The following is a 14,793-nucleotide window of genomic DNA, read 5'->3' on the forward strand; positions in this document are numbered from 1 at the left end:
AGCGTTCGAAAAGACTTGCCGGCACTTTCGTCGGGCTTCGTTCGGAATACGCGGATAAAGATCTCAAATAGCGTCAGAAGCCGCACTGGGTACGCCCGTTCGAGGTCCGTTGGCTGATCTGTCCGTTTATAGGCGCGTCGTTCGACGCACCAGACCCGGCACTCGCATACAGTTCGGTCGAGTGGAGGATGACGAGATAACCCGGACGGGGCCGGGACGAGCGGACGCGGAGGTGCCCATGGGCGCATTGCGCAAGGCCGGCTCGTGGCTCGGGATCGGTTCGGGGGACGTGCACGACGACCTGTACCGCACCGGCGCGGGCGCCTACGAGACCGGTACATACGACGCGGATGACGACGACACGGGGTCGCGCTGGGTCTACGACGACGAGCCCGAGGAGTCGCGTTCACGCGCACTGGAGGGCAGCGTGGTGCCTGCTTCGGAGGTGTTCGCGGCGCGGGCCGCCGCGACGGACACGCCGACGGTGCCGGGCACCCGGATCGCCGTCGTGCACCCGAAGAGCTACCACGAGGCAAGGGCGATAGGCGAATACTTCCGGCAGGACATCCCGGTGGTGATCGACCTGACGGCGATGGACGAGAACGACGCCAAGCGGGTCGTGGACTTCGCGTCGGGGCTGACCTTCGGGCGGCGCGGGGCGATCGAGCGGCTGGCGAAGCGGGTCTTCCTGCTGATGCCGGCCGATGCGCGGCTGTTGACGGGTGATCCCTCGCAGCAGAACCACGATGGCTTCTTCAACCAGGCATAGGGCTTGAAGACACGCCCTGGCGGCGGACCCGGGCCGATCAGGCTCGGGTCCGCCGTGCGTTTTGACGTGCGTTCCGCCATGCGTTCCGCCGTGCGTTTTGCCGCCCGTCAGGGGTCCAGCCGGCCGAGGTCGGCGGGGGTGTCGATGTCGAACGGGTCGGCGATGTCGGCGCACTCGATCAGTCGTACCCGGGCGCGCTGTTCGGCCAGCAGGGCGCGGGCGCCGGCGTCGCCCTCGGCCCCGGCGGCCAGTTCGGGCCACCAGGTGCGGCCGAACAGGACCGGATGGCCGCGTTTGCCGGCGTAGCTCGCCGCGATCAGGTCGTCGGGCGAGGTGTACGCGGCGACCAGGCGTGCGATCGCCTCGGCGCCCACGCCGGGCATGTCCACCAGGGTGACCACGACGGCGTCCGCGTCGGCGGGCAACGCCGCGACACCGGCCGCGAGCGAGGACCCCATCCCATCGGCCCAGTCGTCGTTGCGCACCACGACCCGGCCGGCCAGGTCCGCCTTCGCCAGGACCGCGTCGGCGTCCGCCCCGAGCACCACGACGACCCGATCGCAGCCGCCGCGCACCAGCTCGGCCGCCCCGAACTCGACCAACGGCCGCCCCCGGTGCACCAGCCCGCCCTTGGCCCGCCCCCCGAGCCGCCGCCCACCCCCGGCCGCCAACAACAACCCGACGAAGCCACCCATCGAAGTCACCCCAAACCCTCCTGTAGATACCGAACGGCCCCGACCCGGGCCGAACGGCCCGACCACGCCGCCCCGCAGCCCGGTACACCCGCAACCGTCGCGCTATACACAACGGGTGGAGCGGGTGGGCACACCCCCCGAACCCCCCGACGGCAACGTCAACTCCGCGAGCGCCCCGCCCCCATCGGGATTCGCCAGCGTCAACGCCGCACCAAGCACCGCCGCCTGTCCCATCGCGATCGTCAGTCCCAACCCGTGCCCCCCGACGGCCCGATCGTCCGTACCCTTCCGGAACCGACTCGGCCCCTCGCGCAACAACGTGGCCGGAAACCCGGGCCCCGCGTCCCGAACCCGAATCCGCGGCCCGTCCACCTCGACCACCACCGGCTCGACCCCGTGCTTCGTCGCATTGGTCAGCAGATTCGCCAGAATCCGCTCCAGCCGCCGAGGATCGGTCACCACCACCTCGTCACCCACCACCCGCAGCTCGGCCGCGGGCGCGATCGCCGCCACCCGCCGCGCCGCGAACGTACCCAGCGGTACCTCGGTCAGATCCGCCCGCTGGGTGGCGGTGTCCAACCGGGCCACCTCCAACACGTCCTCCACCAGCGAGCGCAGCGCCCGTACCCGGTCCCGCACCAGCTCGCCCGGCCGATCCGTCGGCAACAGGTCGGCGGCGGCGCTGAGTCCGGTCAACGGCGTACGCAACTCGTGCGCGATGTCGGCGGTGACCCGACGCTCCGCGTCGAGGCGCGCCTGCAACGCGTCCGCCATCGCGTCCATCGCCGTGGCCAATTCGGCGGCCTCGTCCCGCGCGCTGCCCCCGATCGCCGCCCGGACCCGGATCGACCGCTCGCCGGCCGCGACCCGGCGCGCCGCGGCCGCCGCCCGGCGCAGCCGACGGGACAGCCGGGCCCCGATCAGGACACCCACCCCCGCGCCGCACACCACCACGCACACCGCGCCCAGGATCAGCACCCGGTCCAGCGAGGCCAGGTCGCTGGTGCGGTCCGCATAGCTGGAGCGCAACGACAGTACGTGCCCGTCCACCCCGACGGCCGCCCAGATCGAGCCGTCGGCCAACTCGGTGGCCCGCTCGCCGCCCCGCACCGCCCGGCGCAGCGCCGCCGGCACCTCCGGGTCGTCCAGTCGGCTGCCGAAGGTCGGCTGCCCGGTCCGGCCGAACTCGCGCAGCGCCAGGTCGATCCGGTCCACCTGGAGCTTGCGCGCCTCGTCCGCCTGCTTGAACGCGAACGCGAAGTGCACGGTCAGGCTCAGTGCGACCGCGACCACGACGCTGACCACGGTGACCACCGCCGAGATCCGCCAACGCAGGCTCACCCGATCGGCCCGGGGCGCAGCTTGTAGCCGAAGCCGCGCACGGTCTCGATCCGCAGCGCGCCGACCTTGTTGCGCAGCCGCTGCACATGCACGTCCACCACCCGGGTGTCGCCGCCCCAGGCGTACTCCCACACGCCCTCGAGCAGCGTGTCCCGACTCAGCACCGTGCCCGGCGACTCGGCGAACCGCAGCAGCAACTTCATCTCGGTCGGGGTCAGCGCCAGCACCTCGCCGGATCGGCGTACCTGGACGCCGTCCGGGTCGATCTCCAGATCGCCGAAGCGCAGCGGTCCCGGGTCCTCGCCGGGCCCCGCGGTGCGTTGCGCGCGGCGCAGCAGTGCCCGGATCCGGGCCAGCAGCACCACGGTGTCGAACGGCTTGGTGACGTAGTCGTCGGCGCCCGCCTCCAGGCCCACCACGATGTCGATCGGATCGTCGCGCGCGGACACCATGATCACCGGGATCAGGCTCTCCGCCCGGATCCGCCGGCACAGGCTGATCCCGTTCATCAGCGGCAACATCACGTCCAGGAGCGCCACATCCGGCTGCTCGGCCCGGAACGCGGTGAGCCCGGCCTCGCCGTCGGCGGCGGCGCTGACCCGGAAGCCGTCCCGCTCCAGATTGAGCTGTGTCGCCTCGCGGATGACCTCGTCGTCCTCCACCAGGAGTACATGCGGTTTGCTCACGGCGACACAGCCTTCCCATCGACGTCCTCGACGAACTTCCCGCCGTCCCAGCGCAATCCGACCCCGCGCTCGCCGAACGGGCACAGCGCGGGCTCGTTGCCCTTGTAGGCGGGCAACTGGAGTACCAACATCTGCTTGCCGATCTCGATCCGACTGCCGGGCTCCTCGGAGTCGAACACCCGCTCGGTGCGCCCGTCGTCGAAGAGGCGGTACACGTACGCCGCCACGTCGCGGCGCACCGTGCAGGTCTCCGGCCCACAGCGGAACACCGACACGACCGCGATCGGTACCGGCGACGCGCTCGTCCCAGGCGCGTTCACATACTGTGCGGAGACCGGGTAGGACGTCCCGCAGGACGGGGTCAGGGTCGCCTTGATCTTGACGTCGACCCCCGGGTCCTCGCGCAACACCCGGACCGGATCGATACTCATGCCCGCCCCGGAGGGGGTCGGCGGCAGCGGTGTGCCGACCGGAACCGGCTTGCCGGCGACACGTACGCCGGAGTCCACCGCACACCCGGTGATCAGGGCAAACAGCAACACAACGAGCGGAAAGCCATGTTTCACCGACATCCGACGGATCCTACCCGGCGACCGCTGTTACCCGATCTACGGACGACCGACGGCGACCCGCAACCGCGACGCGGGCAACCGGATGGGCGGCGCCGAATAGCGTCGCCGACATGACCTTCGCAGCCGACCCCGGCACCCCGGGCGACCACGATCCCACCGGCCTGCTCGACACCCCGCGGAACCGGCGGCGCCGAACCCTGCGGCGCGGCGCGCTGCTCGCGGTTCCGCTGCTCGCGGCGATCGTGGTGACCGGCCTCGTCGCGGCGAACGCGGATTCGGGCCGCGACCGGAAGTCGGTACCGGAGCAGATGATCGCGCCGGCGCCGACCGAGCCGATCGCCGCGAAGCAGATCCCGGGCCGGCTGCCGCTGCCGGCCAAGCCGATCTACCGCGTCTCCACGCAGGACAAGGTCGCGTTCCTGACCATCGACGACGGCGCGTACAAAGACCCGGAGATGATCCGGATCCTGCGCGCGGCCGGGATCAAGCCGACGTTCTTCCTGACCGATCAATACGCCAAACAAAACCCGGAGTTCTTCCGGAAGTTGCGGGACGAGACGGGTGGCGCGATCGAGAACCACACCCTCGACCACCCCAACCTCCAGGGCAAGCCGTACGAGCTGCAAAAGCAGCAGATCTGCGCGACCTCCGACGCGTACGAGGCGGCCTTCGGCCGGCGCCCGACACTGCTGCGCCCGCCATACGGAAACCACGACGAGAACACCATGCGGGCGGCGGGCGACTGCGGCATCCGCTCGGTGGTGCACTGGAGCGCGGAGATCCGGAACGGGAGGATGCAATTCGCGGTGGGCGACCAGCTTCGCCCCGGCGACATCGTGCTGATGCACTTCCGCAAGGAATTCCGCGAGGACATCCAGGCCTTCCTGGACCGGACCCGAGCGGCGGGACTCACCCCGGCGCTGCTCGAGGACTACCTGAAGTAGCCGCCGCCGTGCGCCGCTCCCGCTCCGGGGGCGGCCCACGACGCGGAACACGAGTAGGGCCCCACCGGCAACCGGTGGGGCCCTACTCGGTGTTGCTGCTGTGCGCCGCCAGGGACTCGAACCCCGGACCCGCTGATTAAGAGTCAGCTGCTCTAACCAACTGAGCTAGCGGCGCTTGCTGCGAGAGAAATACTACCCGATGTTCGGGGGCGCTCTCACCCGGGTTTTCGGCCGAAGTGGTTTCACGATGGGTGACGATCACGTTACGGGGACGGGTTCGCCGGGTGTCCTCCCCGGGTCGGCACGGCCGAGTACCGTGCTGCTTGTACGTCGTCGCGACCGGTGCCGTCGGGCCGGTCGCGCTTGCGGGGGAGACGCCATGTCGGATGCCGGGGCGGTACGGGCGTTTCGGATGGCCACGCATCGGGAGGGCGAGGTGGAGCCTCGGCTCGTCGCGATGCGGGACTTTCTGGCCAACGCCTCCGACGCCGAGGTGGTCCGCAACCGGGGGTTGATCGAGAGTCAGCTCCAGGCGGTGGCCACCCAGCAGCCGGAGACCGCCGCGCGGATGCTCGCGGACGTGCTCGGGCGTGACCCGCAGGGGCGTTATCCGCGCGGCGTGGATGCGGTGCTGCGCGGGTGGGTGGTACAGCCGGGCAACGGCTTCGCGGACACCTGGACCACGTTGGAGCGGGCGCTGGCGAATGGGCCGCGGCCGCTGGAGCGCGCGCTGCTCGACGTACTGGGCGAACTCGATCCGCGGGCGCCGGTCCGGCACTGGCGGGTGGCCGCCACCGAGCGGGTCCTGGCCTGCCTGGAGGAACGCTTCGCGCAGCCGTCCCGGCATCCCGATCACGAGCTGTGGCGGCTGCTGCCGGTGGTCGCGCCGTTCGGTGCGCCGATCGCGCACGCCGACTGGGTGTGTGTGCTCGGGGATCGGGCGGCGGCGCGCGGCGACGAGGCCGAGGCGCGGACGTGCTACCGGCTCGCCTTCGAACAGGGCTGCGCCGTCGCCGCGCCGCGCCTGGCCCATCGGCTCGCGATCGAGGGCCATCGGGAGTTGGTGGACGGGGATCCGGCGCGGGCGGTCCGGTTCCTCTACGAGGCGGCGATGCTGGATCGGGACCACGCGGAGTATCGCGACCTGCACCGGGCCGCCGTCGCGGTGCGGGACGGGGGACCGGCGGTGGGCGCGCGACCGGGACCGGCGGTGGCGCTGGTCCTGGAGGCGGCCGAACTCCTGGACCGCGGCGACGACATGGGCGCGGTTCGGCTGTTGCGACGGGGGCTGCGCGCGTTGGGCGCAGACGGGGCGCGGCCCGGTGGGGGCGATGGCTCGAACGCGGCCGGGTCGGAGCGGGCCGGCCCGGCCGGCGGCAACGGTGCGCGGCCGGCCGGCGGCGAGGGCACCGGCCCCCGCCGGGACGGTGGTTCGCGGCCGGGCGGGGTCGATGGCTCCGGGTTCGTCGGGGGCGACGGTTCGGGCGGGGCCGGGCGCGACCGGACGGTGCTCGGCGACGCTCCCGGATCGGGGTCGGGCGGGGGCATCGGTGGCTCGGGCGGGGGGTTCGGCGGCTCGGGCCTCGGCCGGGGCGGCGGCCGCCGTGCCGAGCACCAGGCGTACGCCGACACCTGGCCCGCCCGGCTGCTGCTCGGTGCGGTGGAGGGTGACGACGTGCTGGTGGCCGGGGCCGCTCGGGATCTGCTGGAACGGTTCGGCGACGGCTGGGCCCGGCGCACGCCGCTGGGGCCGGGCCTGGTGTTGCATCGGGTCACCCGGGCCGATCCCGAGCTGGCCGCCGCGTTGCTGGACGCGCTGCCGGCGGAGCTGCGCACCGGGCGGCTGGGCCGGGCGGTCGGCACCGCCGCCGCGTACCGAATACTTGCCTCGGGCGTGCGCGCCCTGGGCGCCGGCCGGCCCGACCTGGCCCGGGCCCGGGCGGATCTGGCCGAGCGGCTGCTCGCCGGCGACGAGGCGTGCACCGGCGTGGCGCGACCGGTCGGCGAGGCGGGGGAGACGACGACGTGAAGACGGACATCCTCGGGGTGCCGGAGCAGGTGTTCGACAGCGGGCTGCTCACGGCCACGCGCCGGTTCGAGACCGCCTCGGCGGTGGCGCGCGAACTCGGCGCACACACCGTCGAGGTGGCGCACACGCTGATCGCACTGGCCCGGATCGACGGCGGGCGGGCGGCCGCCCTGTTCGCCCGCCAGGGCATCCCGCCGGACGTACTCGCGGCCGGTCTGCTCGGCGGCGGCGGACCCGCCACCGAGCGGACCGCGCCCGAGCCGATCGTGTCCGAGCACCCCGCCGGCGCGCTCGGCGGCCTGCCGGTCAGCGCCGACCTGCAGGCCGGGTTCCGGGCCGCCGCCGACACCGGCTACATCGACGAACGTGCGCTGCTCGCCGAGCTGTTGCCCCGCCTGGAAACCGGCGCGGTGGAGCTGCTCGTCGGCTACGGCCGAGTCGACCTGGCCGCCTGGCAGGCCGAACTGGCCGAACCGCGCCCGGCGCACGAGGTGTTCCGCCCCGACGGCTCGATCGACCCCGCGGCGTTCGGCCCCGGCGCCCGCCGCGTACTGGCGATGATGGCCACCGAGGCGGCCGGCCTCGGCCACGCGCGCTGCGGCATCGCCCTGCTCCTGCACGCGCTCGCGATCACCCCGGGCGGCCTGCTCGAACAGGCGTTCCTGTTCCTGCGCCGGGACGTCCGGGCGCTGCGCGAGCAGACCAGCGCGCTCACCGGCACCCCAGGCCACGGCGCCCCGACCGAGGCCGGCCCGGCCGGTCCGGACGAACCGCTGCGCGCGACCCTGCGCCGAGCGGCGACGTTCGCCGCCAACGGCCCGGAGCCGGGCCCGGCCGAGCCCGCCCGGATCGGCGAACGCGACCTGCTGGCCGCCCTCCTGGACACCCCCGGCGGCCTGGCCGCGGCCTTCTTCCGGGACATCGGCCTGGACCTGGACCGGCTGCGCCGCTTCGCCGACACCTACTACCGCGAGCCGACCGAACCCGAGCCGGCCAAGACCGCCGCGTCGCCGACCCCCGAGGAAGCGGTGCAGAGGGTCCGCTCCCGGCTGATCGGCCAGGAGCGTGTGGTCGAGCGACTGGCCTTCCACATCGAACTGATCAAACGGTCCCTGGCCCGCGGCTTCCGCCCGGACGACCGGCCGCGCGCCGCGTTGCTCCTGTGCGGGCCGAGCGGCTCCGGCAAGACGATGACCGCCCGGCTGCTCGCCGAGGTGGTCTACGGCTCGGCAACGGACGTACTGGTCTTCGAGATGGGCCAGTTCAGCTCCCGCGAGTCGATCAACAACTTCATCGGCGCGCCGCCCGGCTATGTCGGCTTCGGCGAGGGCAAGTTGACCAACGGGCTACGCGACAACCCGCGCCGGGTCTTCCTGTTCGACGAGGTGGAGAAGGCCGACGCCCGGGTACTGGACGCCCTGCTTCGGCTGCTCGACGAGGGCCGGATCAGCGATCCAGCCGGCCCGGTCCGCGAGGCGCACGACGCGGTGCTGATCCTGACCACCAACCTGGGCGCGACCCACTCGGCGGCCGACGCGGTCGAGGACGACGTGGACAGCGTGGAGCACCTGATCGGCTCGATCCTGGCCGAGGACGGCGCCGGGCACAGCGCGGCGAGCGCGCGACTGCGCCGCACCATGGAGGGTTTCTTCCGGCCCGAGTTCCTCAACCGGGTGGACGAGGTGATCCTCTACTCTCCGTTCGGCCCCACCGAGTTGCGCGGAATCGCGGAGAACGGCCTGGCCCGGCTCGCCGCGCGGCTGCGCGAGCAACTCGGCGTCGAGCTGAGCTGGACCGGCGAGGCCGCCGACCACATCGCCACGGTCGCCTGGCGCGGCCGACCCGAGGAGGCCGCGCGCGGGGTGAACCGCTGTGTGAACGCGGTCGTGCCCGGCATCCTGCGACTGCTCGACGAGGGTGACGCGGCCGGTCGGCCGGTCGGCGCGGTGCGGGTACGGGTGGTGGCCGACACCCTCGCGGTGGGGAGCACCGATGACTGACCGCGCGACATTGCGCGCGTTCGCCGCTCGGCTGCGCGAACACGGGGTGGGCGACGGCCCGTTGGACGGCGAGGCGTACGCGAGCCTGGGCCGCGGCGGCGACGCGCAACCGTGGAGCGCGCGGGCCGAGGAGTTGTGGACGAGCGGCGGCGGCCCGTGGCGCACCCACCACCTCGCCGTCGCGCTGCACGCGCGCGCCTACGATCTGGAACTGGCGGGCGACTCGGAGGCCGCCTTCCCGTACTGGAAAAGGGCGTTGGCGTACTGGGCCGAACTCTGCCGGGACGACGCGTTCTGGGACCGGATGCACGAGCATCTCGAAACGGTCACCGGGGCACCGATCGAGGCGGCCACCGTGCGGGAGGTGCGCGAACGGCTGCCGCGCGATCTGCTCGCCCCACATCTGACGCTGGCCGCCGACGCGCGTGTGCGCGATCCGCTGTACGCGCGCGGCCAGGTGGATCTGGTCCGCGAGTCGGCCTTCCCGCCCGAGGTGATCGCCGACGCCCGGGCCGATCTGGTCCGCGAGGTGCTGGTCGAGGTCTCGCGCGACGTCGAGGAGGGCCGCTTCGACGACGTGGTGGAGCTGCTGGCCTCCTGGCTGATGGTGGACCCCGGCAATCTCGGCCTGGCCCGCGCGCTGCTCTACGCGACCCGGCAGCACATCGAGATCGTGGTCGCCGCACCGGGCTGGGCGCACAAGATCGAGCACCTGGTCGACCGGGTGGCCCGCCTGGTGCTGCCCGCCTGGGACGAAGTGGGCACCCCAGAGGGCTCGTTCGCGGTCGAACTGGCCCGGCACGAGTACTGGCGCGGCATCGTGGTGCGCGAGCTGGAATCGGGCCCGGCCACCGAACCCGCCGCCCTCGAACAGGCCGCACTGCGCTCGGGCCGGCATCTGCTGCGCGCCCTCGAACTGGACCGCGACCTGGCGGTCAAGAGCATGTATCGCGACGTCGAACAACTGGCCGCCGAGGAATGGGCGTTGGCCGCCACGGCCAGGCAGCGCCAGGGGCTCCCGGACGGCCATGTGCGCGACGCCCTGCGGCGGGCCCTGGCGATGTCCGAACCGGGGCCGTGGGGACGGCTGTTCATGGCCCGCGTGTTGATCAACCTGCACGCGCCCGGCCCGGACGACCTGGCCACCGCCCGCCGGTTGGCGGACGAGGTGGCCGCCGACCCGGACGCGACCCATCCCGACATCGTCAACGCGCACCGGGGGGTCGTGTTGTCCCTGGCCACGGCGCACGGCCCGGAATGGAGTTGACCGCCGATGGAGCCCACCGCGAGCGAGGGCGCCGCCCGGGAGAATCCCTGGGCCTGGCAGGCGGGCCGAAATCCCTACCGGAGTACCGCCTTTCAGCTCCTCGACCTGGATCCCGACCTGGTCGGCCGGGCGGCGATCAAGGCCCGCGTACGCAAACGCCGGCAGCGGATCACCCGCAGTGCGGACCGCTTCCCGGTGCACGGCCGGGTGCTCGGCCCGGCCGACGTCAACGCGGCCGAGGAGGCGCTGGCCGACCCGGTCGGCCGCCTGTCGGCCGAACTGCTGACCCATCGACCCGAGCGACCGGGACCCGATCCGGCGGAACTGGCCGAGGAGTTCGCCGAGACGGACGCACCGGAGCCGACCGGACCCGCGAGGATCGGGATCGACCGACGTGTGCTCGCGGCACTGGTGCCGCCGCCCGCGCCGCGCGAGTTCGTACCGTTGTGGACGGAAGAAGGGGCGCACTGATGGCAGCGACACCCGAGCGGGGCACCCGCGCGGCAGCCCCGGCGGCGGATCTCGGCCGGGAGCCGCCGACCATCACCGAGACCGAACGCGCGGTCTCCGCACGGCCGATCGACCCGCCGTTCGCGCTCGTGTACGACGCGACGCGGCGTGCGGCGCGCGAACGTGAGGCGGGTCGCGAGGAACTGCGCAAGCGGCTGGAGGCCGGCCACGAGCGGTACACCGGCCTGGCCGCGGATACCGCAGTTGCCCTGCACGAGTTGCGCGGCTGCCTGGCGGGGGAGCCGGCCCCGGCCGTACTCGCCTCGATCGCCCGGCGGTTCGCCACCGCCCTCGACCGCGCCGGGGTGCGCTTCGACGATCCGGTGGGCGAGGCGTACGCCGCGGTGGGCCGGCGAGTGGACGTCGCGCACGCGCCGGACAGCGGTGACGAGGCGGCGATGATCGTGGCCCGGACGTTGCGCCCGGGCGTACTGCTCGACGACGGCGAGGTGATCCGACGCGCCCAGGTGGTGCTGGGGTTCGTACCGACGCCGGCGCAGCGGGAGGCGGCGACGGACGGCCCCGGCGCAGCCGAACCCCCCGATTCCTCGAACGACGCGAACCACGAAGGCGGTAGCACCGGATGAGCATCGTGGTCGGCATCGACCTCGGCACGACCAACTCGTGCATCGCGATACCGGCGGACGCGGACGTCCCCGGCAAGGAGCGGCTGATCGCGGAACGGCGGTTGCGGCCGGTGGGCGACGCGCTGATCGTGGCCAATCCGGATCGTTCGCCGACCACGCCGTCCGCGGTGTGGATCGATCCGGGCGGCACCGCGATCGTCGGGCAACTGGCCAAGAACAAGGCCAGGTTGCCCGGTGCGCCGCCGGCAATGTTCTTCAAGCGGGACATGGGCACCGACCGGCTGGTCACCGCCGGGCACGCGCGGCTGACCCCGTTGGAGGCGTCCACGCACATCCTGCGCCACCTCAAGCGGGTGGCCGAGGAGGTTCTGGGCGTGCCGGTGGAGCGGGCCGTGGTCACCGTCCCGGCGTTCTTCGAGACCCGGGCCAAGAACGAGACCACGCGCGCGGGCCAGGCGGCCGGCCTGGAGGTGGTCGAGACGTTGATCGAGCCGGTGGCCGCGGCGCTGGCGTACACGCACGAGCGGGCCCGTGAGTCGACCGAGCCGCAGACGTTCCTGGTCTACGACCTCGGCGGCGGCACCTTCGACACCTCGGTGGTCACCTGGGATCCCGACATGGGCTTCGAGAACCGCTCGTTCAGCGGCGACCGCTACCTCGGCGGCTTCGACTTCGACCGGCGGATCGTGTCCTGGATCGCGGACCGACTGCCCGAGTACGACCTGGCGATCGACTCCGAGGACCCGGCCGACGCGAAGGTGGAGGCACAACTGCTCTCGGTCGCGGAGGGGGCCAAGCACGACCTGTCGCGCTACCCGGAGACCGAGATCGTCAGCCAGTACTGCGAGGACCGGCGCGGTACCCCGATGAACATCGGACTGCCGATGCGCCGGCAGGAGTTCGAGGAGATGATCGCGGAGCGCATCCGCGGCACGCTGGAGGACTGCGACCGGGCGTTGGCCCGGGCCGGGATGACCTCGGCCGATCTGGACGAGATCGTCATGGTCGGCGGCTCGTCCCGGATCCCGCTGGTGGCCGGGATGCTCACCGAGCACTTCGGGCGCGACCCTCGGCTGCTCAACCCGGACCTGTGCGTGGCGCTGGGCGCGGCGCTCAAGGCGGCGAACGTGCCCAGCCGCAGCGGGCTGTTGGAGCTGGACCGGCCCGAGGCGCTGCCCCCGGAGACCGACATCGGCGGCCGAGTGCTGGCCGGCCCGGGGCTCGACTCGCCAGCCGCCGCAGAGGTGCGGCTCGGCTCGGACGACGGCCTGGTGAACCGGACCGAGACGGCCGACCACGAGGGGCGATTCCTGTTCGCCGACGTGCCGTTGCGAGACGGGGAGAACGGCTTCACGGTGCTGGTGCTCGCGGCTGGGCGGGAGGTGGCGAGTCGGCGCCTCGAGGTGGTCGCCGACGACAAGCCGCGCTCGGACGCCACCGGTGATGTGCTCGCGCACGACTTCTCGGTCGAGCTGGTGGACGGGCTGCACGCGGTGGTCCGGGCCGGGACGATGGTTCCGTACCGCAGCGATTTCCGGTTGGAGACCGCCTCGCACGGGTCCAGTCTGCGGGTCGGCCTGGTCGAGGGATTGGTGCCGATCGGCGAGGTCTCGATCCGGGATCTGCCGACGGACGTGGCGGTCGGCTCGACCGTCGAGGTGACCCTGGAGTTCGAGACCGGCTGGACGATCCGGGCCGAGGCGCGGCTGCCGCAGGTGGGGGCGCGGGGCAGCGCGGTGATCGACATCCCGCAGCGGAATGTGCCGGGTTGGCCGGAGTTGGCCGAGCGGCATCGGCAGGTGCTGGCCGGCTGGGCGCAGAAGCGCGACGTGATCCCGCCGGCGGACGCGATCCGGGTCGGGCCGGCCCTGGACCGACTGCTGGCCGAACTGGCCGAGCTGGTCCGGGATCGGCTCGACCCGAGCAAGACCCACCACAAGATCCTGGAGGCGGAGACCCTGGTCCAGGGCCTGCGGGTGGCCACCACGGCGGGCAGCGCGCTGAATCCGGCGATCGGCGAGTTCGAGGACAACCTGGCCCTCCTGGCCCGGCTCGCGGACCGGCTGGTGGACCACGATCCGGTCGAGGCGGAGCGGTTTCGCGGGGCCGTACCGGGGCTGCGGGCGACCGGGCGGGCGGCCTACGCGGCGGGCAACAGGATGGACTGGCACCTGGCCAACGAGGCGGTCCGGGACCGGATCAACGCGGCCGAGCGCATGTTGCACGGCGGCCGGTCGCCGCAGCAGTTCAGCGCGGCGGAGTTCCAGGTCGCGGTGCTCCAGGAGGTGGAATACCTGCGCCGGTCGATCCAGGAGATGGACCAGGCCTCGGCCGGTCGGCATCGCGCCGAGGCCGACGGCTTCCGGCACGAGCTCGACACGATCGCCGAGGACGCGGCCGAGGTGGACACCCGGGACGAGGCGGCGGGCAATCGTCGGCTCGTGGAGATCTACCGAGGTCGGATCATGCCGCTGCGGGCTCGGGCGGATCGCTGGATGGAACGGATCCGGGAGGGCTCCCCGCACATCGGGCTGCGGCTCCCGAAGAACTCCCTGGAGAAGTGACATGGCGTTCGCGATCACCTGCCCCCTGTGCCGCCGCCGGATCGCCGACCTGACCGAGCGCTGCGGGGCCTGCGGCGGCGACCTGACGGCCCTCGCGGGCCTGGTCGAACTGGCCGACCGGCACTTCAACGACGCGGTCCGCGCGGCGAGATCGGCCCGCTGGAACACCGCCGCCGAACACCTGGCGGTGACCCTGGCCCTCAACCCGATCGACGCCGAAGCCCACCGACTCCTGGCCAAGGTCCGCTACCACCAGGACCCGAAAACCCTCCCGGCCCGGGCCTGGCACCGGGCCCGCACAAAACTCCCCTACGGCGACCGCCTCCCGCGAAACCTGCCACGCGAGGCGGACATACGGCGACTGCTGCACCTGGCCGGTCGCCACGTGGCGGGCGCCCGAAGGACGGAGTGAATTCGCCGCGACCGCGGGTGGCGGATGGGTCAAGCCCGCTGTGGAGACCTTTGGCGGGCCCGGCGATCGAGGCGGGCGCGGCGAGCGGAGCCTGCCGCAGGGCGGGCCGAAACGCGGGCTGAGCGACCAACTTCAGCCGGGGCGGTGGTTGATGCGACCTTGGCTGGGGGCCGGGTTCCCGGCCGGGTCGGCGTTTGAGGTGGGCGTGGTGCGCGGAGCTTCCCGCAGGGTGCGCCGAAACGCTGGCCGAGCAACCAACTCCAGCCCGGCCGGCATTTGAGGCCGCCTCGTCCGGGGGCCGGGTTCCCGGCCGGGGCGGCGTTTGAGGTGGGCCCGGTGCGCCGAGTTGTCCGCAGGGTGGGCCGAAACGCCGGTCGGGCGACCAATTTCAGCCCGGCCGGCGTTTGAGGCCGCCTC

At 72.9% G+C, this 14,793-nt stretch carries 13 protein-coding genes and 1 tRNA gene; 9 read left to right on the top strand and 5 right to left on the bottom strand.

Features of this window, described 5'->3' with window-relative positions:
* The first annotated feature begins 238 nt into the window (after window positions 1-238).
* On the top strand, window positions 239-769 hold the full coding sequence (locus ABIA38_RS31450) for a cell division protein SepF (RefSeq protein ID WP_424642274.1): 531 nt from the start codon (window positions 239-241) through the stop codon (window positions 767-769).
* 107 nt (window positions 770-876) lie between these two features.
* On the opposite strand, the gene ABIA38_RS31455 is transcribed toward ABIA38_RS31450, so the two are convergent.
* From ABIA38_RS31455 to ABIA38_RS31470, 4 genes are all read right to left on the bottom strand, one after another.
* A complete protein-coding gene (locus tag ABIA38_RS31455) occupies window positions 877-1,464 on the bottom strand; it encodes a nucleotidyltransferase family protein (RefSeq protein WP_424642291.1) in 588 nt (195 codons plus the stop codon).
* Window positions 1,465-1,566: 102 nt separating this feature from the next.
* Window positions 1,567-2,805, bottom strand: coding sequence for a sensor histidine kinase (locus tag ABIA38_RS31460; RefSeq protein WP_424642275.1), 1,239 nt, complete (start codon window positions 2,803-2,805; stop codon window positions 1,567-1,569).
* On the bottom strand, window positions 2,802-3,491 hold the full coding sequence (cseB, locus tag ABIA38_RS31465) for a two-component system response regulator CseB (protein ID WP_424642276.1): 690 nt from the start codon (window positions 3,489-3,491) through the stop codon (window positions 2,802-2,804). The genes ABIA38_RS31460 and cseB overlap by 4 nt, the downstream gene beginning before the upstream one ends.
* A complete protein-coding gene (locus ABIA38_RS31470) occupies window positions 3,488-4,063 on the bottom strand; it encodes a hypothetical protein (protein WP_424642277.1) in 576 nt (191 codons plus the stop codon). Before ABIA38_RS31470 ends, cseB begins: the two co-directional genes overlap by 4 nt.
* A gap of 110 nt (window positions 4,064-4,173) precedes the next feature.
* On the opposite strand from ABIA38_RS31470, the gene ABIA38_RS31475 reads away from it, so the two are divergent.
* Complete coding sequence (locus ABIA38_RS31475) at window positions 4,174-5,007, top strand: polysaccharide deacetylase family protein (protein WP_424642278.1); 834 nt, start codon at window positions 4,174-4,176, stop codon at window positions 5,005-5,007.
* Between the two features lie 101 nt (window positions 5,008-5,108).
* On the opposite strand, the gene ABIA38_RS31480 is transcribed toward ABIA38_RS31475, so the two are convergent.
* Window positions 5,109-5,182: transfer RNA gene (locus tag ABIA38_RS31480), tRNA-Lys, on the bottom strand.
* A 204-nt stretch (window positions 5,183-5,386) separates the two neighbouring features.
* Between ABIA38_RS31480 and ABIA38_RS31485 the strand changes: the two genes are divergently transcribed.
* From ABIA38_RS31485 to ABIA38_RS31515, 7 genes are read left to right on the top strand one after another with little or no spacing between them, the layout of a single operon-like run.
* Window positions 5,387-7,036: a hypothetical protein gene (locus ABIA38_RS31485; RefSeq protein ID WP_424642279.1), complete on the top strand. Its 1,650-nt coding sequence runs from the start codon at window positions 5,387-5,389 to the stop codon at window positions 7,034-7,036.
* A complete protein-coding gene (locus tag ABIA38_RS31490; protein ID WP_424642280.1) occupies window positions 7,033-9,036 on the top strand; it encodes an AAA family ATPase in 2,004 nt (667 codons plus the stop codon). The genes ABIA38_RS31485 and ABIA38_RS31490 overlap by 4 nt, the downstream gene beginning before the upstream one ends.
* Window positions 9,029-10,303, top strand: coding sequence for a hypothetical protein (locus ABIA38_RS31495; protein ID WP_424642281.1), 1,275 nt, complete (start codon window positions 9,029-9,031; stop codon window positions 10,301-10,303). The genes ABIA38_RS31490 and ABIA38_RS31495 overlap by 8 nt, the downstream gene beginning before the upstream one ends.
* 6 nt (window positions 10,304-10,309) lie before the next feature.
* Window positions 10,310-10,774 carry a hypothetical protein gene (locus ABIA38_RS31500; RefSeq protein ID WP_424642282.1) on the top strand — a complete coding sequence of 155 codons (465 nt, stop codon included), beginning with the start codon at window positions 10,310-10,312 and terminating at the stop codon, window positions 10,772-10,774.
* A complete protein-coding gene (locus ABIA38_RS31505; RefSeq protein WP_424642283.1) occupies window positions 10,774-11,400 on the top strand; it encodes a hypothetical protein in 627 nt (208 codons plus the stop codon). The genes ABIA38_RS31500 and ABIA38_RS31505 overlap by 1 nt, the downstream gene beginning before the upstream one ends.
* Complete coding sequence (locus ABIA38_RS31510) at window positions 11,397-13,964, top strand: Hsp70 family protein (RefSeq protein ID WP_424642284.1); 2,568 nt, start codon at window positions 11,397-11,399, stop codon at window positions 13,962-13,964. The genes ABIA38_RS31505 and ABIA38_RS31510 overlap by 4 nt, the downstream gene beginning before the upstream one ends.
* Window position 13,965: 1 nt before the next feature.
* Entirely contained in the window at window positions 13,966-14,376 is a 411-nt protein-coding gene (locus ABIA38_RS31515; RefSeq protein ID WP_424642285.1) for a hypothetical protein, read from the top strand.
* The last annotated feature ends 417 nt before the right edge of the window (window positions 14,377-14,793 follow it).

This window comes from Embleya sp. AB8, from assembly GCF_049739465.1.
GTDB lineage: Bacteria > Actinomycetota > Actinomycetes > Streptomycetales > Streptomycetaceae > Embleya.

What these genes read in the sequence shown, in the direction of transcription:
- ABIA38_RS31450 (WP_424642274.1), top strand. Translation starts at nt 239, where the DNA reads ATGGGCGCATTGCGCAAGGCCGGCTCGTGGCTCGGGATCGGTTCGGGG.
- ABIA38_RS31455 (WP_424642291.1), bottom strand. Translation starts at nt 1,464, where the DNA reads ATGGGTGGCTTCGTCGGGTTGTTGTTGGCGGCCGGGGGTGGGCGGCGG.
- ABIA38_RS31470 (WP_424642277.1), bottom strand. Translation starts at nt 4,063, where the DNA reads ATGTCGGTGAAACATGGCTTTCCGCTCGTTGTGTTGCTGTTTGCCCTG.
- ABIA38_RS31475 (WP_424642278.1), top strand. Translation starts at nt 4,174, where the DNA reads ATGACCTTCGCAGCCGACCCCGGCACCCCGGGCGACCACGATCCCACC.
- ABIA38_RS31485 (WP_424642279.1), top strand. Translation starts at nt 5,387, where the DNA reads ATGTCGGATGCCGGGGCGGTACGGGCGTTTCGGATGGCCACGCATCGG.
- ABIA38_RS31495 (WP_424642281.1), top strand. Translation starts at nt 9,029, where the DNA reads ATGACTGACCGCGCGACATTGCGCGCGTTCGCCGCTCGGCTGCGCGAA.
- ABIA38_RS31500 (WP_424642282.1), top strand. Translation starts at nt 10,310, where the DNA reads ATGGAGCCCACCGCGAGCGAGGGCGCCGCCCGGGAGAATCCCTGGGCC.
- ABIA38_RS31505 (WP_424642283.1), top strand. Translation starts at nt 10,774, where the DNA reads ATGGCAGCGACACCCGAGCGGGGCACCCGCGCGGCAGCCCCGGCGGCG.
- ABIA38_RS31510 (WP_424642284.1), top strand. Translation starts at nt 11,397, where the DNA reads ATGAGCATCGTGGTCGGCATCGACCTCGGCACGACCAACTCGTGCATC.
- ABIA38_RS31515 (WP_424642285.1), top strand. Translation starts at nt 13,966, where the DNA reads ATGGCGTTCGCGATCACCTGCCCCCTGTGCCGCCGCCGGATCGCCGAC.